The 21,691-nt window shown below is 34.7% G+C and carries 20 protein-coding genes; 4 read left to right on the top strand and 16 right to left on the bottom strand.

The features are described from left to right. Nucleotides 1–82: 82 nt before the first annotated feature. The gene (locus tag J7E44_RS20765; RefSeq protein ID WP_214833173.1) at nt 83–529 is read left to right on the top strand and encodes a GNAT family N-acetyltransferase; all 447 of its coding nucleotides are present in this window, start codon (nt 83–85) and stop codon (nt 527–529) included. A gap of 124 nt (nt 530–653) precedes the next feature. Beyond that, on the top strand, nt 654–2,138 hold the full coding sequence (locus tag J7E44_RS20760; RefSeq protein ID WP_214833171.1) for a S8 family peptidase: 1,485 nt from the start codon (nt 654–656) through the stop codon (nt 2,136–2,138). Nucleotides 2,139–2,248: 110 nt separating this feature from the next. Here the strand turns inward: J7E44_RS20760 and ygiD are convergent, their stop codons facing one another. From ygiD to J7E44_RS20745, 3 genes are all read right to left on the bottom strand, one after another. After that, nucleotides 2,249–3,076, bottom strand: coding sequence for a 4,5-DOPA-extradiol-dioxygenase (gene ygiD / locus J7E44_RS20755; protein WP_214833168.1), 828 nt, complete (start codon nt 3,074–3,076; stop codon nt 2,249–2,251). A 74-nt stretch (nt 3,077–3,150) separates the two neighbouring features. Further along, nucleotides 3,151–3,663 carry a YceI family protein gene (locus J7E44_RS20750; RefSeq protein WP_214833166.1) on the bottom strand — a complete coding sequence of 171 codons (513 nt, stop codon included), beginning with the start codon at nt 3,661–3,663 and terminating at the stop codon, nt 3,151–3,153. A gap of 125 nt (nt 3,664–3,788) precedes the next feature. Continuing rightward, nucleotides 3,789–3,950, bottom strand: a complete 162-nt coding sequence (locus J7E44_RS20745) for a hypothetical protein (protein WP_214833165.1) — start codon at nt 3,948–3,950, stop codon at nt 3,789–3,791. Nucleotides 3,951–4,093: 143 nt separating this feature from the next. Here J7E44_RS20745 and J7E44_RS20740 point away from each other — a divergent pair, with 143 nt between their 5' ends. Beyond that, a complete protein-coding gene (locus J7E44_RS20740; protein ID WP_214833162.1) occupies nt 4,094–6,232 on the top strand; it encodes a S9 family peptidase in 2,139 nt (712 codons plus the stop codon). Nucleotides 6,233–6,324: 92 nt separating this feature from the next. Here J7E44_RS20740 and J7E44_RS20735 read toward each other — a convergent pair whose 3' ends face one another. The 13 genes from J7E44_RS20735 to J7E44_RS20675 form a co-directional block, all read right to left on the bottom strand. Further along, nucleotides 6,325–7,098, bottom strand: coding sequence for a hypothetical protein (locus tag J7E44_RS20735; RefSeq protein ID WP_214833160.1), 774 nt, complete (start codon nt 7,096–7,098; stop codon nt 6,325–6,327). Nucleotides 7,099–7,101: 3 nt separating this feature from the next. After that, a complete protein-coding gene (locus J7E44_RS20730) occupies nt 7,102–7,464 on the bottom strand; it encodes a hypothetical protein (RefSeq protein WP_214833158.1) in 363 nt (120 codons plus the stop codon). Then, nucleotides 7,455–8,015 (bottom strand): LemA family protein, encoded by a 561-nt coding sequence (locus tag J7E44_RS20725; protein ID WP_214833156.1) that lies wholly within the window; start codon nt 8,013–8,015, stop codon nt 7,455–7,457. The genes J7E44_RS20730 and J7E44_RS20725 overlap by 10 nt, the downstream gene beginning before the upstream one ends. Nucleotides 8,016–8,021: 6 nt before the next feature. After that, nucleotides 8,022–9,107 carry a hypothetical protein gene (locus J7E44_RS20720; protein WP_214833154.1) on the bottom strand — a complete coding sequence of 362 codons (1,086 nt, stop codon included), beginning with the start codon at nt 9,105–9,107 and terminating at the stop codon, nt 8,022–8,024. A gap of 179 nt (nt 9,108–9,286) precedes the next feature. Further along, the gene (htpG, locus tag J7E44_RS20715) at nt 9,287–11,179 is read right to left on the bottom strand and encodes a molecular chaperone HtpG (protein ID WP_214833152.1); all 1,893 of its coding nucleotides are present in this window, start codon (nt 11,177–11,179) and stop codon (nt 9,287–9,289) included. 223 nt (nt 11,180–11,402) lie between these two features. Beyond that, complete coding sequence (gene recA / locus J7E44_RS20710) at nt 11,403–12,410, bottom strand: recombinase RecA (protein ID WP_214833150.1); 1,008 nt, start codon at nt 12,408–12,410, stop codon at nt 11,403–11,405. A gap of 175 nt (nt 12,411–12,585) precedes the next feature. Beyond that, nucleotides 12,586–13,782, bottom strand: coding sequence for an oxygenase MpaB family protein (locus J7E44_RS20705; RefSeq protein ID WP_214833148.1), 1,197 nt, complete (start codon nt 13,780–13,782; stop codon nt 12,586–12,588). 79 nt (nt 13,783–13,861) lie between these two features. Then, nucleotides 13,862–14,641, bottom strand: a complete 780-nt coding sequence (locus tag J7E44_RS20700; RefSeq protein ID WP_214833146.1) for a LuxR C-terminal-related transcriptional regulator — start codon at nt 14,639–14,641, stop codon at nt 13,862–13,864. A 416-nt stretch (nt 14,642–15,057) separates the two neighbouring features. Then, nucleotides 15,058–16,062: a type I glyceraldehyde-3-phosphate dehydrogenase gene (gene gap / locus J7E44_RS20695; RefSeq protein WP_214833144.1), complete on the bottom strand. Its 1,005-nt coding sequence runs from the start codon at nt 16,060–16,062 to the stop codon at nt 15,058–15,060. Between the two features lie 28 nt (nt 16,063–16,090). Beyond that, the gene (pfkA, locus tag J7E44_RS20690; protein ID WP_214833142.1) at nt 16,091–17,077 is read right to left on the bottom strand and encodes a 6-phosphofructokinase; all 987 of its coding nucleotides are present in this window, start codon (nt 17,075–17,077) and stop codon (nt 16,091–16,093) included. A gap of 82 nt (nt 17,078–17,159) precedes the next feature. Continuing rightward, a complete protein-coding gene (locus J7E44_RS20685) occupies nt 17,160–18,026 on the bottom strand; it encodes a DUF4846 domain-containing protein (protein WP_214833140.1) in 867 nt (288 codons plus the stop codon). Nucleotides 18,027–18,107: 81 nt separating this feature from the next. Further along, nucleotides 18,108–18,866 (bottom strand): TIGR03915 family putative DNA repair protein, encoded by a 759-nt coding sequence (locus J7E44_RS20680; RefSeq protein ID WP_214833138.1) that lies wholly within the window; start codon nt 18,864–18,866, stop codon nt 18,108–18,110. A 54-nt stretch (nt 18,867–18,920) separates the two neighbouring features. After that, on the bottom strand, nt 18,921–20,180 hold the full coding sequence (locus J7E44_RS20675) for a putative DNA modification/repair radical SAM protein (RefSeq protein ID WP_214833136.1): 1,260 nt from the start codon (nt 20,178–20,180) through the stop codon (nt 18,921–18,923). Between the two features lie 146 nt (nt 20,181–20,326). Between J7E44_RS20675 and J7E44_RS20670 the strand changes: the two genes are divergently transcribed. Continuing rightward, a complete protein-coding gene (locus J7E44_RS20670) occupies nt 20,327–21,655 on the top strand; it encodes a hydroxymethylglutaryl-CoA reductase, degradative (RefSeq protein WP_214833135.1) in 1,329 nt (442 codons plus the stop codon). The last annotated feature ends 36 nt before the right edge of the window (nt 21,656–21,691 follow it).

The following is a 21,691-nucleotide window of genomic DNA, read 5'->3' as shown; positions in this document are numbered from 1 at the left end:
CTTTTTATTTTGTAAATCTTTCAATTTTTAAATAACATTCAATCTTTAAATCCCCTATCCCTTATATTTGTCAAAAAAAATAATGATAATAAAAAGAGTAGACTCCTCTAATACCGACTTTCAGAATCTTGTACAACTCCTTGATGCTGATCTGGCTATTCGTGATGGTGATGATCACGCATTTTACCATCAGTTCAATGGGATAGATATGCTAAAAAACTGTATTGTAGTATCTATCGATGATATAGCTGTTGCCTGTGGTGCTTTCAAACCTTTTTCTGATGGTACAGTGGAAATTAAAAGAATGTATACCAACCCTCAGTATAGAGGTAAAGGTTTAGCCTCAATGACGCTAAATGAACTTGAAGTCTGGGCCAGAGAATGCGGCTATGAAAGATGTATTTTGGAAACAGGAATTAAACAACCTGAGGCCATTGCTTTGTATGAGAAAAGAGGCTATAAAAAAACAGCTAATTATGGACAATATATAGGAGTTGAGAACAGTGTTTGTTTTGAAAAACTGGTATAACTTAAGTTTATAGTTCTTAAATCATTTTGGAAAAATTAATATTCGGGAAATACTAAATTAATTTTTAAAGAATTGTAATTCAAAAGAAAGTGATATCTTTTGTTTACCAATCAAAATTAATTATATGAAAAAAAATGTATTTTACCTTTTAATCTTATTCTTCTTTGTAGCCTCGTGTAACAGGGAAGGTGTACAAAATGAGACAGCTGACGTCGAAGTTTTTCAAAAAGATCCTTTAACAGCGAAACAGATCAACGCTGAGATCAATCAATCTATTAAAGACAAAGGCTCTTTCAATTGGAGTCAGTCTTCCAATCACGTTCTGTGGAGTGCAATTTTCCGTGGAAACAGAATGGTATCCATCGGATTTGGTTCTTCTAAAGAAGATTTCGACAGAAGCAAATCCCCGAACACTAATGAAATGGAGAAGGAAATCCTGTCTGTTATCAAAAAATATGAAGGAAAAGATGAGAGAGCGTTTCTTCTTCTTTCTGACCGATATCTGAATCAGATGGATGTTGTGATTGAAAAAGAAGAAACTATTTCTGCTCTCCGGCAAATGAAAATAATCCGATATCTGGAGCCGGCAGATTACCATTATTTTGAATTTGAAGCTCAATATAATGCAACAGCAAAATCTTCAGGGAGTGGCTCCTCGGGATGTGGCTTTTCATCAACTACTATAAATGCAGCAGATTATACCGCTACTACTCCAAGTGCAAAAATTCCATGGGCTTTTACAAAACACAGTATTCCTGATGCCTGGAGTTACAGTACAGGGGCAGGTGTTACCATTGGTCTCATTGATACTGGAATCTCTCCGGACCAGACCTTATTAGGAAGCAATTTTAACAATGGTGCTTCATCAGGAAGAACAATCAATAAATTTGGAGTATATAATTCTGATGGCTCAGGAGATCAATGTGGACACGGAACAAAAATGGCTTCCGTAATGACAGCTCCAAGAAATAATTCGGGATTACCAGTAGGTGTCGCTTATAATGCCAATTTAATAGCTTACAGAGCTGCAGAAAATGTTGTACTGGAAACTTCCAGTGAGCAGACTGGTGTTAAAACAGCTTTTACCGAACTGGCAAATAATACCAATGTAAAGATTATCTCTATGTCGATGGGACATATATTCTCTGTCGGAAAAATTGAAGATGGCGTAAAATATGCCTATTCTAAAGGAAAACTGATCTTCTGTGCGGGTGGAACATCTACCAGTTTTACCAACTTTGTGGGGGTGATATTCCCGGCATCAATGTCGGAAACACAGGCGATTACAGGGGTTAAAGAAAACACTTCCAATCAGAAATGTGATGTTTGCCATTCTGGAAGCCAGATCGATTTTACATTCCAGATGGAAAGAGCTTCAGGAAATACCGTTCCTGTTCTAAGTTACTATAATGAACAGGCCGATTATGTAGGTGGTTCTTCTGTAGCAACAGCGGCTACTGCCGGAATTGCAGCTTTAGTATGGTCAAAAAATCCATCATGGACAAGAGAACAGGTGCTTAATAAAATGAGACAGTCAGCAACATATTATCCGAATCCGAATTCCAGTTACGGATATGGAAATATTAATGTGCTAAACGCGGTACAATAAAATAATACATAAAAAAGGAAATATCTCAACTAAGATATTTCCTTTTTTATTTTTCAGAGAGAATGTAAACAATATTACAAAATGTATAAATATAAAAACATCCCTTACTTCTAACCGATCCTCACACTCGTCATACTCAAAGAACCACCTATTAATTCATCATTGAATAAACGAAGTTCTTCCGACTGATGTTTTAATCCTAAACTATAAAGCAAAGGTAAATAATGATCCGGTGTAGGAACTGCATACTGTAGAAAAGCACCCTGTTTTTGGTAGTCAATTATATTTTGAAAGTTGCCGTCAAGAAGCCAATTGTTAGTTTTTTCTCTGGCTTCAATAGCCCAATCCCATCCAGCTCCAACTGTATTAATATTTCTCCAGTCTATTAATCGTAAATTATGAACGATATTTCCACTTCCAATAATTAAAATACCTTTTTCACGAAGCTTATTTAATCTCTGAGATAAATCAAAATGATATTGCGGAGGTTTTGTATAATCAATACTCAACTGAATTACGGGAATATCCGCATTAGGATACATATGTTTAATGACAGACCATGCACCATGATCTAATCCCCAATTATGATCTTCTTCAACCAAAACAGGAGCTAAAAGCTCAGCCGTTTCTTTTGCCAATTCAGGATTTCCGGGAGCAGGATATTCTACATCAAATAAAGCTTTAGGGAAACCTCCAAAATCATGAATTGTTCTTGGCATATCCATCGCAGTTACAAAAGTTCCCGGTGTATACCAATGTGCAGAAATACACAAAATAGCATTGGGTTTGGGAATCTCTGTTGCCGCTTTTCGAAATCCCTGTACAAACTGATTTTCTTCAATAGCATTCATTGGCGAACCATGTCCAAGAAATAGAACCGGCATTCTTTGAGTGCTTTGAAAATTATCACTGATGTTTTGTAGATCGTTGAGGTTCATAAGAATTGTATTAAAAATAAAAAAGGTTCAAGGTTTTTAGAAATCCCCGAACCTTTTAAATATATGAATGAAAATTATGCTTGTTTTACAAACTGTAATTCACCGCCTAATTTTACTTCTTCACTTACCATTACACCTCCCGCTTCAAGAGCTGCATTCCAGTTTAATCCGAAGTCTTTTCTGTTGATTTTACCTTCAAAAGAGAAACCTGCTTTAGTATTTCCCCATGGATCAACATTAATTCCATTGAAGTCTACATCAAGCTTTACAGGTTTTGTAATTCCGTTGATCGTAAGATTTCCAGTTACATCTCCGTTCAATGCCTGAGATTCGAATGTAATTGTAGGGTTCTGTTCAGCATTAAAAAACTCCTCACCTTTTAAGTGATTATCTCTGTCTTCATTATGGGTTGCTATAGAATTAGTCTGAATAGTAGCCGTTGTTTTTGCGTTAGCAAAAGTGTCATCGTCAGCTTCGATTTCTGCATTAAAATTGGTGAAATTTCCTTTAATGTTAGAGATCATCATGTGTTTTACTTTAAAAGTAATTTCACTATGTGCTGGGTCTAAATTCCATTTTGTTGCCATTGTATTGTATTTTTTTATTGTTATTTATAATGCAAATCTACACCAAGAACCGGGTTCAAAACATTGATATAGGATAAGAAATGAGGATTAATGATTTATTAATATTAGAGTATCAGAATTTGGAGCTATTTCCCGCTATTCACTTTTACTCCTCGCTCCATCGCTTTCCAAGCTCTTGCTGTGGGGTAACCGTTACTATCGGGGCTAAGATATCTGTCATTGTGAGCAAAGCGCAGATTCCGCACTCCACTTTGTTCTCCTCTGAATGACAACTCAGTAGGAACCAATTAAAAAACGGTCAAGAAAACACGACAATAAGTTAAGGAATTATTTAATTAACATAATAATATCATTTTATGAATGTTTTTAATTTAACATTTCTTAACGGATGACTTTTATTTCTTATTTTTGGTGGATTCAATTTTAAATAATGAAATTACATAAGTTTACTTTATTGATGGTGGTTTTGGGTGGATCAGCTTTTGCCCAGACCCAAAAATTTACGATGGCGGAGGCTGTAAATGGCTTAAGAACTAATCTGGCAGTGAAAAATATCTCTCAATTTTCATGGACTGAAGATGGTAAATCTTACATTCAGGCTGTAAAAGGAGGGTATTTAATTACCGATCTGAAGACAAGCAAGCAAGATACTTTATTGTCTTTAAACCAGCTGAATAAACAGTTTACAACAAATAAACTGAATGCATTGCCTCCAGTTAAATTTCTAAACAATTCCAATGGTTATTTTAATTCTGATGGCCAGATGTTTTGGGTGGAAAAATCAGGAAACGATTGGAAAGTAAAAAGTACTTTATCACTGAATGAAAATGCAGCAAATGTAAAGATCTTTGGAGATAATCAGACATTAGCTTACACAGTAAAAAATAATTTGTACGTCAATAGAAATGGAAAATCTATAGCAGTAACAAATGATACTGATGAAAATATCATCAGCGGACAGGCAGTACATAGAAATGAATTTGGAATTGATACAGGAATTTTTCCAGCTCCAAATTCCGAGTCTGTAGCTTTCTATAGAATGGATCAGAGTATGGTTGCAGATTATCCTGTTATCGATTGGTCTGTAACACCTGCTGTAAATCACAATATGAAATATCCAATGGCTGGGCAGGCATCACATCAGGTGACATTGGGTGTTTACAATATTAAAAATCAATCAACTACTTTCTTAAAGGTAGAAGGAGAGAAAGATCAGTATCTGACTGCTATTACCTGGAGTCCTGATTCAAAATATATTTTTGTTGGTGTTTTAAACAGAGGACAAAACCATATGAAAATGAATCAGTATGATGCTATAACAGGAGAGCTTGTTAAAACCCTCTTTGAAGAGTCAAGTGATAAATATGTAGAACCTCAGCATCCACTTGTGTTTTTTCCAAAATCTAATACCGATTTTATCTGGCAGAGTCAAAGAACTGGATATAATCATTTATTTCATTACAGTTTAGAAAAAGGATTGGTTTCTCAGATTACCAAAGGAGATTGGTTGGTTACTGATATTTTAGGATTTAATGAAAAGAAAAAAGAAATCTTTTTCGTTTCTACAAAAGAAACTCCTCTTGAAAGACATCTATATAAAATCAACTGGACGAATTTTAAAATGCAAAAACTGGATGATGCGGAAGGAATGCATACAGGGCTTTTGAGCAGTGATGGAAATTATTTATATGATGTATACAGTAATGCCAATACACCAAGAGTCACCAATATTATTAACACCAATACTTTAAAGTATAACAATATCCTTACTGCTGAAAACACATTAAAAAATTATCAGCGACCGGAAATTAAAAATATAAATCTAAAAGCAGATGATGGAACTCCATTGTTTGGAAAGATCATTCTTCCAACCAATTTTGATCCTAATAAAAAATATCCGGTTATTGTTTATTTATACAATGGACCCCATCTTCAATTGATCACCAATACATTTCCGGCATCAGGAAATCTTTGGTATGAATATATGGCTCAAAATGGATACATCATTTTTACAATGGACGGAAGAGGTTCTTCAAACCGTGGACTGAAATTTGAGCAGGCAGTATTCAGAAATCTGGGAACTACGGAAATGAATGATCAGATGAAAGGAGTGGAATATTTAAAGTCTCTTCCGTACGTGGACTCTGAGAAAATGGGAATTCATGGATGGAGCTTCGGTGGATTTATGACCACAAGTTTTATGCTTCGTCAGCCTGATGTTTTCAAAGTAGGTGTAGCCGGAGGGCCTGTTATCGATTGGAAGATGTACGAGATTATGTATGGTGAAAGATATATGGATACTCCACAGGAGAACCCTGAAGGATATGCAAAGGCAAACCTATTGGATAAAGTTCAGAATCTAAAAGGTAAACTATTGATGATCCATGGAGCACAGGATGATGTAGTCGTTTGGCAGCATTCTATTAAATTTATCAAATCTGCTGTAGACAACGGAGTTCAATTGGATTACTTTGTGTATCCGGGACATCCTCACAATGTAATAGGAAAAGACAGAGTGCATCTGATGCAAAAGATCACAGACTATTTTGATCAGAACTTGAAAAAATAATTAGAATCCAACCGATGAGGTTGGATTTTTTTATTTGAATATTCTTGATATAATATTTTTCAAAAGGATAAAACAGATCACTGTTTTTTTACTTATTTAGAAATTCTTCTCTTTATCTCAGATCTTCTGTTTAATTTAATGACTGACTTGTCTTTTGAGAAAAGCATTTTCATATATCCAAAAAAAGCAGGAATTAAAATGGTAACAAAAAGACTGCATATTCCCAATGCCCAAATTGGCATGTCATCTCTTTTTCCTTGAAAATACTCCCATATCACCCAGGACATTACCCCTATAAAAAAAAGCATTGCAAGTGGAAAGACGATATATACCACAAATCCTAAAGCAATACGGAGAACGATTGAGTAATCTTTACCCACAGCATGTAAGAATATTGCTGATACAGCTAAACCCAGGACGAAAAAGAAAAGAAGAACTGCGCCAACAACAAGCTTTTGCGTTCCAAAACTTAGATTTGTCACGGTTTTATCTCCGTTTTCGTATCCTATTGTAATCATTTTTCCAATTTCGACAGGATCACTTCCACCATAGTTCAGAGGTTTTTTGATCAGTAGGTTATTACTGTCCTTAAATTCCACCACTGCACGATATGTATCTTCAGAACTTGAGGCTTCATGCTCTACAACCCGGGCTTCATACTTAGTTTTGAATAAAAGGGAGCCGATGGTAGAAGAACACATTGCAACAAGTCCAAAGAACAGGGCAGATAATGCATAAACAACTACACCTTGAAAAACAACGGTGAGCAAAGAGATTTTTTCATCTTTCGACTTCTTTTTTCGGTAATTCATAAAAAGAATAAAAGCTGTAAAAGCCAACGGTATGTATAACATGAAATTTCCCATCAATTAAAATTTTCGATTTTGTTTATCTTTTAATTTTGATGCCTCTTTTATAAAGTTTACAGTTTCTTCGGTATTAAATAGTGTGTAGACCGTTACACAAAGTAAGATAGATAAATAAATGAGACTAAGTTTCAACTTATCAAAACCAACAAAAGCCGAGAAAAAAACAAAAGGAATAAGTATGATAATAGATAATCCGAAGGTGAGAATAATAAACTTCAGGATCTTTTTTATAAAAAAAACATTTTTAAAAATACCGTATAAACCAAACAATCCAAAGGTGAAAACCGGAAATCCAATAGCCAGACTTCCAAAAAATTTTTGAGAATTGATAAAACTGCCAATAATACCTAGATCTATTTCCATGATAATGTTTCTTTGCTGTTATGTATTTCTGACTCAGAGAATTTCAACATTTCCTTTTTTTGATAGTTCATCATTTTGGCGAAAATAAAATCAGGAAAGACTTCGATACCCGTATTATATAAATTTACAGATTCGTTGAAATATTCTCTTCGGTCTGCAATGATGTCTTCCAGCTCACTTAATCTTTTCTGAAGCTCAAGAAAAGACTGAGTTGCTTTTATCTCTGGATAGTTTTCTACGGTAATCATAAATGACTTAAGCTTGCTATCGATATGTTCTGCAATTTTCATCTTTTCGTTGTCTTTATTGGAATTAAAATACTGAGAACGGAGTGAAACCAAGTCTTTAAGGGTGGTATTCTCATAAAGAGCAGTTGCTTTCACTGTTTTTACCAGATTAGGAACCTCATCCGCACGTTGTTTTAAAACCACATCAATGTTGGCAAAAGATTTTTGCATGTTATTTTTTAATAATACCAATCGGTTGTAGGTGTTGATTAGAAATGTAACCAGTCCAACGCTAACGATAATTAAAATTAAAAGTGAAATCATATTTAGTTATTTCTTTATGAACCAGTCAAAAGGATTGGACTGAAAGGTTTCTTTCCAGTTTTTTTGTTCTATAATAATTTTATTTCCTACCATCCTGATTGGTGTAAAAAGAATGAATGCTGAGAAAATAGCTATAAAAGATAAAGTAGTTAATGCTCTTAATTTTAAAGGTCTCCATTTATTCGAGAAATTAACAATATCTAATGGTGCAATGCCGAAGACATTCTTGTTTTCATCAAAACGGAAAACCGATTTTGAACCTTCATAAAAAGCCTGACCTATTAAAAGGAAATCCGTTTTTTCGTCAATGATAAATTCCCGGTATCGACGTCCCAGATCTTCTCTGGAATTTGTAGCTGAAAAATTAAGCCATTGCAACTTATCCGGGATAATTTCTATTTTCCCTGTCTCGTCTTCGATGTGGAAGTTTTTAATTTCAGTTTTCCTGGAAATTTCGTGGTATGAAGTTGAGGTTCTGCCATCATCATCTCTGGAAGTACTTATTTCATCAACAGTGTAAATGTATCCTACACATGGAGTATCTGTATCGGGAGAAATAACCGTTTCTATAGCCTTAGCCCTCCCTGAAATTTCAGCAAGACCCATAGCAATACTTTTTATAGTTGAGGTCGGCAAAGTCCTCTGGTAAAAATAAAACCTGTTTTTATTATTGGGAAGTAAAGAGCTTAAGATGATCAGAAAAAAAATAATAAAGAAAGAATAGATTCCCAGATAGAAGAAAGCTAAGTAAGCAAAAAGAGCTAAAAATGCACCGCCAATAATTTTCCATACAGGAGTCTTATTTTTTCGTTGTTCCCTGAAAGATTCTATGGTCGATTCTATTCCGTTTTTAATAAAACCAATGATGGCCATTATAAAAACGGATACAAATAATCCGATAAAAATAATTCCTGATTCTTTTGGGACAAATAAATAAGCAAGGATTAAAATAACCGGATCTATAATGAACATCAACCAGCTTGGCTTTAAATTCACATTAAATATTCCGGATAAAATTAAAGTATGGAATAAGGCAATCCCTAAACTGAATAGGACTAAGAAAGGAAGAATTTCAGGAGAGATCTCAAACATTTATTAGGTTTTGAACAAATGTAAGAATATTCGGTAAAGAATTAAATATCAATTACAAATTGACAAAAACCTTACAGCTAAATAAAATTAAAGCGAGATGAATCTATGTACTCTTACCAGAAAAGGAAATACAGTATAATAAAAAAGCGGTACAGATCATCTGTACCGCTTTGATTGTATTATTTCTCAAGCTGCTTATAACTTCTTTGAATGAAGTCTGTAAGATCTTTCCCTTTTAGTAAATTTTGAGAAAGCTTAGCGAGGTCTAATGCATATTTTATAAGATTTTCTTTTTCTTCAGGGCTCTCTGTTTTCAGGATCTGACCAGCAAATTCACTATTTGAATTCACAACAAGATTGTACATCTCAGGGAAACCTCCCATTCCGAACATTCCGCCTCCACCGGTTGCCTGCATTTCTTTCATTCTTCTCATGAATTCTGGTTGCGTAATAGTAAAAGGTGCATCCGTACTATCAAGGTCTTCCAGCTGAACAGTGAACTTTTTATCACTAATTGTTTCCTCAACATTCTTTTTCAATGATTCCTTTTCAGTATCATTCAATTTAGAAATAACAGGCTCATCCTTCTTGATCAGATTATTAACGTGATCTGCATCCACTCTTACAAATGAAATTTTCTCTTTTGAACCTTCAAGCTTTTGAATAACGTGAGGTGCGATTGGAGAATCTAACAGAAGAACCTCATAGCCTTTGTCTTTTGCAGACTGAATATAGCTGTGTTGTTCATCAGCATTGGATGCATAAAGAATGATCAGATTGCCGTCTTTGTCAGTTTGTATCGGTTTTACTTTTTCTGTAAGCTCATTCCATAAGAAGTAAGTTCCATCAACAGTAGGGTATAAAGTAAACTTATCAGCTTTTTCATAGAATTTCTCTTCAGAGATCATTCCGTATTCAATTACGATCTTGATATCATTCCACTTTTTCTCGTAGTCTTCACGGCTTTCATTGATAAGAGAAGCCATTTTATCAGCTACTTTTTTAGTAATGTAAGAAGAGATCTTTTTTACTGCGCCATCAGCTTGTAAGTATGAACGGGAAACATTCAACGGGATATCCGGAGAATCAATTACTCCACGAAGAAGCATTAGGAAATCAGGTACAATTCCTTTTACCTCATCAGTAACGAATACCTGATTCTGGTATAACTGGATTTTATCCTTTTCAATATTCAGGTTGTTAGCCAGTTTAGGGAAAAACAATACTCCTGTAAGGTTAAATGGATAGTCAACATTCAGGTGGATATTGAATAATGGTTCTTCAAACTGCATAGGATATAGCTCGTGATAGAACGCTACATAATCCTCTTTCGTTAGATCACTTGGAGCGATCGTCCATGCTGGATTTGGATTATTGATAATATTGTCCACTTCTTCCGTTTCAGCTACAGCATCTTCTGCCGCGTCTTCAGGTAGTGGAAGTGTATGCGTTTTAGTACCGAATTTAATCGGAACAGGCATGAACTTATTGTACTTTAATAGTAATTCACGAATTTTTGATTCCTCAAGAAATTCTGTAGAGTCTTCTGCAATATGAAGAATAATTTCAGTTCCTCTTTCAGTTTTATCTGCAGTTTCCTCAAGAGTAAATTCAGGACTTCCATCACATATCCAACGAACAGCAGGTTCATCACGATATGACTTTGTAAGAATTTCTACTTTTTCAGCAACCATAAATGCAGAATAAAAACCAAGACCAAAATGTCCGATAATTCCTGAATCTTTTGCGCTGTCTTTATATTTTTCTAAAAATTCTTCAGCTCCGGAAAAAGCAACCTGATTGATGTACTTTTCAACCTCCTCTGCAGTCATCCCGATTCCCTGATCAATAATACGAAGTGTTTTTTCTTCCTTATTGATTTTTACTTCAAGCTTAGGATTTCCATATTCTACTTTAGCTTCACCAATGCTTGTTAAGTGTTTTAACTTTAAAGTAGCATCAGTGGCATTGGAAATTAATTCTCTTAAAAATATTTCGTGATCACTGTAAAGAAATTTTTTGATAAGTGGAAAGATATTTTCCACAGAAACATTAATATTTCCTTTAGTCATAATTTTTGGGTTTTAAATTTCCTATAATTTCTCAAAAAAAATACCATACCAAGGAAAGTGACAGATTGACAGGCTTACCTTAATTTAAAAATTTAAAAATTAAAATAGATAAGAATTAAAACGCGTTTATATATGAATATGATGATTAATCAGAAATAAGTAAACTTTATTATAACAAAAAAGACAGCACGATGGCTGTCTTTAATTATAGTGTTTTGAAAAACTATTTTACTTTGGTTTTCAATTCTGCCTTGATCTTGTTTTCAAGTTCCTCGGAAAGTTCAGGATTGTCTTTCAGAACATCTTTTACGGCATCACGCCCTTGTCCTAATTTTGTTTCTTCGTAGCTGAACCAAGAACCGCTTTTCTTAACAATTCCTAATTCAACAGCCTGGTCAAGAATTTCTCCTGTTTTAGAAACCCCTTCTCCATACATGATATCAAATTCAGCCTGTTTGAAAGGTGGAGCTACTTTATTTTTAACAATCTTCACTTTCACACGGCTTCCAACTGCTTCATCGCCATTTTTAATCGGTGCACTTGCTTTTCTGATATCTACTCTTACAGATGCATAGAATTTCAAAGCATTACCCCCTGTTGTCGTTTCAGGATTTCCAAACATGACACCTATCTTTTCTCTCAACTGGTTGATGAAAATTACGGTACACTTTGTTCTTGAAATAGTAGCCGTTAATTTTCTTAATGCCTGAGACATCAATCTTGCATGAAGACCCATTTTTGAATCTCCCATTTCGCCTTCGATCTCCGCTTTTGGAGTAAGAGCCGCAACAGAGTCAATAACAACAATGTCAATAGCTCCTGAACGGATAAGATTGTCAGCAATTTCCAAAGCTTGCTCACCGTTATCTGGCTGCGATATAATTAAGTTTTCTAGATCAATACCTAATTTTGAAGCATAGCTTCTGTCAAAAGCATGCTCAGCATCAATAAATGCTGCAATTCCACCTGCTTTTTGAGCTTCCGCAATAGCGTGAAGAGTTAAAGTTGTTTTACCAGAAGATTCAGGACCATAAATTTCAATGATTCTTCCCCTTGGGTATCCGCCTACTCCTAGTGCAATATCTAATCCCAAAGATCCAGAAGGGATAACTTCTATTGTGTTATCAACAGAATTATCTCCCAATGTCATTACAGTTCCTTTTCCGTATGTTTTATCTAGTTTATCAAGCACTAATGCCAATGCTTTTTTCTTATCTTCAATGTTACTCATTTCTATAAAATAATTTCTCAAAAGTACATAATTTTGGAATCAAAAACTAATATTTTTCTATTTCAAAATCTCTTTTTAACGTTAAAAATCCAATAAATCCGATTGGCTAAATAAGTGCTATCTTATTCTGAATGAAATGATAGGATACCTAAATTATAGTTTAAGACAATTTGGTTTAATGAAAGTTGGAAGCTGCTGTAATTCTTAGGTAATCCTCCAGAACCTTGAGATGTTTTTTATTGCCGGCTTCAATTCGTGTATTACGGCTTATCAAGGTATTGTAAACTTTGTTGATCATTTTTTTTACTACTGGAAATGCATTCTTATTGGAAACATCGGGTATGCTTAACCGTTTGCACACTTCATCATCCAAAAGATACCAGGTGCAGCAGATATGGAGATATCTCAGATTTTTTCTTTGAAACTTAAACTTTAATATGGGATTCTCTAAAGATTCATTCAGGAGAGAGTGGGCGAGAAGTGCCGAATCTTTATCCGAAGGTGGCTGAATAGCTGTCCATAAATAAAAATATTCTGTAGCCTGCTTTTTATTATCAGGTAAAAGACTCTCCGGTATACCCAATAAATATCCAACATATTTCCAAAGATGGAAAATACCCAACTCTTCTTCCTTAGAAAAAGTGTTTCCCAATTTTTGTAAACTGTGTAGAAAAACCAGGCTAAAACCAATATAGGTTGCCATCATATCCCATGAATTAATGGGTTCACCCCAGTTCTCAGTATCCCAGTTTTGATAATGTTTTTTAATAGAAAGTCTGGCGTAGGAGTGAATAAGGCGAGTTTTGATGGCGAATTCATAACCTTTAGAATGGATTTCTAACGCATTATAGCGAGTAGCATTAACCCAAAAATCAAGGGTTTCAGAAAGACGTTTTACAGCTCCTTTTTTTAAAGCTTCAGTTACAATAAGAGGTTTGTTGAGGTAAGCATAATCGTAACCGCCGATTAAACAATAATCCCGCAAAGAAATTAAGGCATCCAATCCGCTTCTCATACAAAGTTCAGCACCACTTTTCAGTAAGTCATCATTCAGCCATTCCGGTTTTCTTTGAGTTTCTATGAAAAGTTTTTTTACACTTTCTGGTACATTGTCATCTTGTAAAACTCCATTACGAATATAGTGTTCAATCTCTCGTGATGCTTCATGAAACTTTTTAGTCAGATAAACATCTTTTACAACCTGGTCACCAATTTCATCTACGTGATAGAAATACGCTGCAAATTTTCCAAAATCTTTGAAACTTATTTCTGCTCCGGAAAACTCAATAAGCTGTTTTCCATTTCCTTTTTCCCAGAAGTCTTTGAAATGAGGTGAATTTTTAAAACGTGGTTGTAAAATAGGTCTTTCCATCTCTTATAAAAGTACAAGTTTTACACCGAAATGTATGAGTGAGATTTATCAGTTGGAGAAATGTTTTTTTATATATACATTAAATAATACCCCATTCGAAAGCTTTTTTTAAAAGTTCTTTGCCGTTCCTTGAATTGGTTTTAGTTAAAATGTTTTTGCGATGAGAGCGAACTGTATGTTGTGATAAAATAAGTATTTCCGAGATCTCTGTACCCGAATAACCTTTTGCAATGAGAGATAGTACCTCCACTTCCCGTTTAGTTAAGCTTTCCAAACATTGATGGGTAGCTAGAAAAGGATCTTCTATTTTAATCTGGTGGAAATCATTTCTTGGGCCTATTCCTGACACCAGCACGGTATACGGATTTTGTTTGGTAATGTGATTAATGTTGGTATGTATATTAATTGCCTGAATAAGATTACCATTCTCATCTTCCAGTGTAGGCATCGCCTGATGATGGAACAGTTCATAATTTCCTTTTGCTGTTTTCATTCTGAAACAGTAGCTGGATTTAAGATAAAGATGGTGTTCTACACCTATTTCCAACATTTTTGTAATAACAGCCTGCTCTGCTTTTATAACAAAAGGAATATCTTCTGGATGGGTAAGATCAATGACTTCTTTTAAATTTTCCGGAAACTTCTTTAAACCATGCAATTTTAAAATATTTTCATGGTGATGAGAAAGGGTACTGTTGGTAAGATTCATTACATAATAGTAAAACTCCCCGATGGCAAACATTTCACCTATGATACGCTCGATAGGAGGCTTTTTCAATATTTCCTTCTTCTCTTTCCTGGTACCTGGATAAGTATTCCAAACCTCGATTAATGGATGTTTTTTTTCAGAATCTTCCATGAATATTGCTTTGTTTTAAAAATAGTTAAAATTTTCTTAAAAAATCCCCCCAAAGGGGGATTTTTTTGCTTTGAAAAAAATGCAAAATTTGTTGTAAACTAATAACCCTGAAAACTTAATTTCCAAAACTGTTTTAGAAATTTTATTTTAATTGTCATTTTAGGTAATTTAATTACAATTCGGAAATATATTAATTTATTAAATTAAAGTAATTATAAAGTAGTATATTATTTCGTAATATTTATTTTTTAATGAATATTTAAACATATATCCTTTTGAGTGTATGTGCAGTATGGAAAAAAGTCTTCAGGAAAATAATAGTTTATACTTTCTTTATTAGTTGTTTGGAAATGATAAACTAAAAACCCCGCTCAAATTCTGAGCGGGGTTTATATATTTAATTGCTTAGTTAATTACTATAAAGAAGCAGCGTGAACAAGCATATCAACTAATTTGTTAGAATAACCCATTTCGTTGTCATACCAAGAAACAAGCTTTACAAAGTTAGGTGAAAGCATGATACCTGCATCTTTGTCGAAGATTGAAGTTCTCTTATCTCCTACAAAATCCTGAGAAACTACTGCATCTTCAGTGTATCCAAGAATACCTTTTAATTCTCCTTCAGAAGCTGCTTTAATGGTAGCACAGATTTCATCGTAAGAAGTCGCTTTTTCAATTCTTACTGTAAGGTCTACTACAGAAACATCTACTGTTGGTACTCTGAAAGACATACCTGTTAGTTTTCCGTTCAATGAAGGGATTACTTTTCCTACTGCTTTAGCAGCACCTGTAGAAGAAGGAATAATATTGTTAAGAGCAGCTCTACCACCTCTCCAGTCTTTTACTGAAGGACCATCTACTGTTTTTTGAGTAGCTGTTGTAGCGTGTACTGTTGTCATTAGACCTTCAACAATTCCAAAGTTATCGTGGATAACTTTAGCTAAAGGAGCTAAACAGTTTGTAGTACATGAAGCATTAGATAAGATTTTGATATCATCTGTAAGCTCTTTGTGGTTTACACCCATTACAAACATTGGTGTATCATCTTTAGAAGGAGCAGAAAGGATTACTTTTTTTGCACCCGCATTAATGTGAGCCTGAGCAGTATCTTTAGATAAGAAAAGACCTGTAGATTCTACAATATAGTCAGCTCCTATTTCATTCCACTTTAGGTTGTTCGGGTCTCTTTCTGCAGTTACTCTGATTTTTTTCCCGTTTACCACAAGATCGTTACCTTCTACAGATACCTCACCTGGGAAGATTCCGTGTACAGAATCGTATTTTAACATGTAAGCCATGTATTCTGCATTGATAAGGTCATTGATTCCTACTACCTCAATGTTGTCTCTTTCAGTCATTGCTCTGAAAACAAGACGTCCAATTCTACCAAACCCGTTGATACCTACTTTAATTGTTGACATAATATTTTGATTTTTACAATTATAAAAATTAGATTGCTAATATTTCTGAGATCAATAAAAGATCTTTATTAATTTCGTTATGTTTTTTAATGGCTTCTTCAATCGGTGTATAAACCATATCATTAGATCGCATTCCAGCCATTACATTCGTTTTTCCTTCCATTAATCCGACTACAGCTCCATAACCTAATCTACTTGCCAGTACTCTGTCTGCACAACTTGGAGAACCACCTCTCTGGATATGTCCCAAAATAGCAACTCGAATATCGTAATCAGGAAACTCCTGCTTGGTTTTCTCTGCAAGTTCGTAAATATTTGCTAGTCTTTCGCCTTCTGCCACCACAACGATGCTGGAAGCTTTACCCGTTTTTTCAGCATTTCTGAACGTTGCAAAAAGCTCGTCTATGCTGTCTTTTTTCTCGGGAATCAGAATATCTAAAGCACCGGTTGCTAATCCGCTGTTCAAAGCGATAAAACCAGCGTCACGACCCATTACCTCAACAAAGAAAACTCTATTGTGAGAAGTTGCCGTATCACGGATCTTATCAATGGCTTCCATAGCAGTATTTAAAGCCGTATCGTAGCCAATAGTATTGTCGGTACCGAAAATATCATTGTCAATAGTTCCCGGAACTCCAATTACTCTGATGCCAAATTCTTCATTGAAGATCTTTGCTCCGGTAAAAGTTCCGTCCCCACCAATACAAACGATGGCCTCAACACCGTGTTTAACACAATTATTGTAGGCTTTTTTACGCCCTTCTTCAGTTCTAAATTCTACGGATCTGGCGGACTTTAGAATGGTTCCACCCTGGTTGATTATATTTTTTACGGAACGTGGTCCCATTTTTAAGAAATCATCGTTGATAAGGCCATTGTAACCTTCTCTTACTCCGTAACATTCGATATCATAGTAATTTGCCGTTCTTACCACCGCTCTTAATGCGGCATTCATACCCGGAGCGTCTCCTCCGGAAGTAAGAACTGCAATTTTTTTTACAGCACTTTCTTTCATCTAGTAAAAAATTTCGAACACAAATTTACAAAAACAAGTTCAGATTATAGTAGTAACTTGACAATAGTTTGGATATAAATTTTTAAAAACTTCTAAAATTTGTTGGTTTAAAAACATATCTCGCAGTTTTCGTCTCTGGAGCATTTACATCCAAATCGTACCATGGCGAAATATTTTTATCAAAAGGATTGGAAAGAAGGTGGATAGATTGGGCTAGTGTGAAGCCTTCGCTTAACAAAAATAGGCTTTTACCTTCTTTATTTCTGCATATTCCGGTTATCAATACAACATGTCCTGGACTACCGGCTGTTATTAAAATATCCCCGGTTTTTAAGTCTGTATTTTTTGTAATTGGTGTAGTTTCTTTGTTTAAAGAAATGGTTCCTGCATAATTAAAGATCAATTCTAGATAATTCCTGAAATTTTGATAAGAATCGTCGAAACTAGCTGTTTTCCTAAAGCTTACAGAATTACCATTTATATAGGCTCTTATTCCATTTTTATAATCATTCCAACTAACCAGATCTCCGTTGGTAAAATGGAATTTTATGTCATCAAATTTTTTTATTTTGAATAAATACTCAGCCCTTAGTCGAATGACTGCATCAGCACATTGTTGTAAATCTTTATTTCCGGTATCTATATCAAACACAGCTTCATGAAGATGCTGCGTGGAAATAGGAGTTCCGTCATATTTAAGGATTGGACTTTCATAAGGTTTTAGTTTAAAGTTTTCGAGAAAATATCCAAATGTTTCTGGCTTTTCATTGATCCATTCATAACCATCAGGAGTAGAAAATCTATTCTTGATGGTATTTTTATCTTTATTGATTGTAACTAAAGTTTTTGGAGCTGAATTTTCTTTTGTGCCACTTTTGATACCTGAGGTTTTATCATTGTTACAACTTAGAATTGTTGTTAAAGTGATTGTTAATAGTATTTTTATCATCATAGTTCATTTGCCTAAGCATGTTATCAAATAGTTGGATTTAAAATCTGCATTTTATCTGCAGGAGGACCTATTTTGAAATTAACTCTTCTCTGTCAGATACTTCCAATACCTTCTTGGAACATGCTGAATATGAAGTTTTAAATTCTTTCTTTCTACAATGTTTGTTTTAGTGAAATAACGCTGCCAGAGTTTTTGATACTGTGCTTCTTCTTCATGGAATTTCTGTTGATACTGATCTAGGTTTAATTTTTCATCGGGATAGAAGAAATCACAGTTTTCAAGATCATATAGGATCCCATAATTTCTTCTGAGATCATAAATCATCCATTTCTGATCCTGATATCGGTCTTTAAAATGTTTTCTGATCAGCGGGATCACATTGAAATCCGGGTCTATTTTTGCAAAGAAAACACCATCCTGCATTTTTTCAAACCTTACAAAAGCGGTCATCCGATGTCGTTCTCTATCTACAGATTTACAGATCTTTGAGATTTTTAAAATATCATTATCAGCATAATTTTGAAGGATATTTTCTACGGGATGTTGAATGGATTGTTTTATGGCAGATAAAATGATTTGTTCTGACTCTGGGTCTTCTGATAAAAAGACTTTTAATAATTGATTGATTCCGGATTTACCTATATTTTGTTCCAGTTTACTTAAAACCCTTTCTGCTTTATCATTTTGGGTGATTACCTCGTGTATTTCTGCAAAAATATTTTCCTGATGAAACCTTTCTCTATTGAAAATTTCCACATCTTTATAACGGTATTCGAATACTTCAAATACCGCAGTTAAAAGTCCGTCAAAACTGCCGTCATAGAGTAGGGTGATCATTATTTAATATAGCAATGTAAAAGTTTCGTGTTCATTTCTGAAAAAAAATAGTGTCTAAAACAAAGTAAGTTGCTGCGAAAACTGATTTTGAAATTTGGAAGAGCTTCCGCCAATAAGTAGCCTTCTGAAATTCTTATCGGTAAGATATCTTAGGTACATATTTCCAGCATCAAAGTCAATGAAATATTTTGCCCTGTTTACAGCGGCTCCCAGTTTTTTAAGATGATCGATGTTTAAGACCTGAAAACGTCGGGCATGAACGATTTTTTTTGCGGTCTTTACACCAATCCCAGGAATTCTAAGAATCATTCGATAATCTGCTGTTTGCAGGTTTATGGGAAATTGGTTCAGATTTCTGAGTGCCCAACTTAATTTAGGGTCAATCTCAAGATCTAAAAACGGAATATTGGGATCTAAAATTTCTTCTGCCTTAAAACCATAAAATCTCATTAACCAGTCCGATTGGTATAATCTGTTTTCCCTTAACATCGGAACTTCTGTCGTTAAGGAGGGTAATCTTTTATCCTCTAAAACCGGAACATATCCTGAATAATAAACTCTTTTAAGGTTGAAATTTTTATAAAAATGATCTGCAACTTTTATGATCTGCAGGTCATTTTCATTAGTAGCTCCAACAATCATTTGAGTAGATTGGCCAGCTGGAGCAAATTTTGGAACGTTTCGGAAGATTTTCTTTTCGTCATTATACAGCGAAATTCCATTTTGGATATATCGCATTGGACTGATCATATCTGCTCTGTTCTTTTCCGGAGCAAGTAATTTTAATCCACTTTCAGTTGGAATTTCAAGATTTATAGATAGCCGATCTGCATATAAGGCGGCTTCCTGCATCAGTTCATCACTCGCCCCAGGAATAGATTTTAAATGAATATATCCATTAAAGTTTTCTTCCAGACGCAACTTTTTAGCTACTCTTACCAAACGCTCCATGGTAGTATCAGCATTTTTGAAAATACCTGAGCTTAGGAAAAGTCCTTCAATATAATTTCTTCGGTAAAAATTTATAGTTAAATCAACCACCTCTTCCACCGTGAAGGCTGCTCTTTTGATATCATTGGAGCTTCTTGAAACACAATAAGCACAATCATAAATACAATGATTGGTTAAAAGAACTTTGAGAAGTGAAACACATCGTCCGTCTTCTGTATAGGTATGACAAATTCCGCTTATGGAACTGTCTCCTAAAGCCCCTTTTTTGTTCTTTCGGGTACCTCCGCTTGAGGAACAGGAAACGTCGTATTTCGCTGCGTCAGCAAGGATTTCAAGTTTTTCTTTTAGACGGTCAAAGTTCATTTGTTATAATGTAACGTCGGTTTAACGTCATGAATTTAAGATCAAATGTAATTCCAAAATTGAGAAATGTCAGGCTTTTTAACATAAAGTTATCAACAGAATAACGCATCAAAATCATTATATTTACGGTTCTTTAAAGTTAAACTATGAATCATCAACCGATTGAAGGTTTTTCCAAGTTGACGAAACAAGGGAAAATGGACTGGCTCGTTAATGAGTATCTTGACGGAAACCAGGAATATCAAAATATATTGCAACAATACTGGAACGAAAATACTGATCTTCAGAAACTTCATGATGAATTTTCCGAAAATACAATTTCCAATTTTTATATGCCTTACGGAATTGCCCCGAACTTTTTAATAGACGGTAAGTTAATAGCTTTGCCAATGGCTGTGGAAGAAAGTTCGGTAGTAGCAGCAGCATCTAAAGCGGCTAAATTCTGGATCGATAAAGGAGGTTTTAAAACAACGATCATTAATACAGAGAAACTGGGACATACCCATTTTATATTTAATGTAGAGGCTCACAAATTGTTACACTTCTTTAATTTTAAATTGAAGAAAAAGTTATTTGAAGCTACGGAAGCAATAACAGCCAACATGAGAAACCGTGGTGGTGGAATTTTAGATATCAAACTGGTAGATAAGACCACTGAGATGGCTAATTACTACCAGTTAAAGGCAAGTTTTGATACCGTAGATTCAATGGGAGCTAATTTCATTAATTCTTGTCTTGAGCAATTTGGAAAGACATTGAAAGAAGAAGTAGCAAAAGAAGAAGATTTTAACCAGGAGGAAAAAGATTCTTTACAGATCGTTATGAATATCCTTTCCAATTTTACGCCTGATTGTATAGTAAGAGCTGAGGTTTCCTGTAAGATTGACGATCTGAAAGATGATAGTGGAATTTCTAACGAAGAATTTGCCAGAAAATTTAAGCAGGCGGTAACCATTGCTGAAATAGAACCGTTTCGTGCGACAACCCATAATAAAGGAGTCATGAATGGGGTAGATGCTGTAGTAATTGCTACAGGTAATGATTTCAGAGCAACGGAAGCTTGTGCTCATGCATATGCTGCGCGAGATGGGCAGTACAGGTCACTGACTCATTGTACTACGGATAATGGGATATTCAGATTCTGGATTGATCTTCCTATTTCTGTTGGAGTTGTAGGAGGGTTAACAAATCTTCATCCTTTGGTAAAATTCTCCTTAGCACTCCTTGGTAAACCATCGGCTCAGGAATTAATGAGTATTCTTGCAGTATCAGGATTGGCACAGAATTTTGGAGCACTCCGTTCCTTAGTGACAACAGGAATTCAAAAAGGACATATGAAAATGCACTTACTGAATATTTTGAATCAGATGGGTGCTACAGAAGATGAAAAACAACACTTTGTCACTTACTTTAAAGATAAAACGGTAACTCATCATGAGGTTATCAATGAATTTAACAGATTAAGGGCCCAATAACATGTTTGGAATTGTATTGTCAGCTTTTATGTTGTT

The organism is Chryseobacterium sp. ISL-6 (assembly GCF_018613715.1).
Lineage (GTDB): Bacteria > Bacteroidota > Bacteroidia > Flavobacteriales > Weeksellaceae > Chryseobacterium > Chryseobacterium paludis.
Note: the sequence above shows the minus strand (reverse complement) of the source record. Positions and strands in the feature narration are given on the sequence as shown.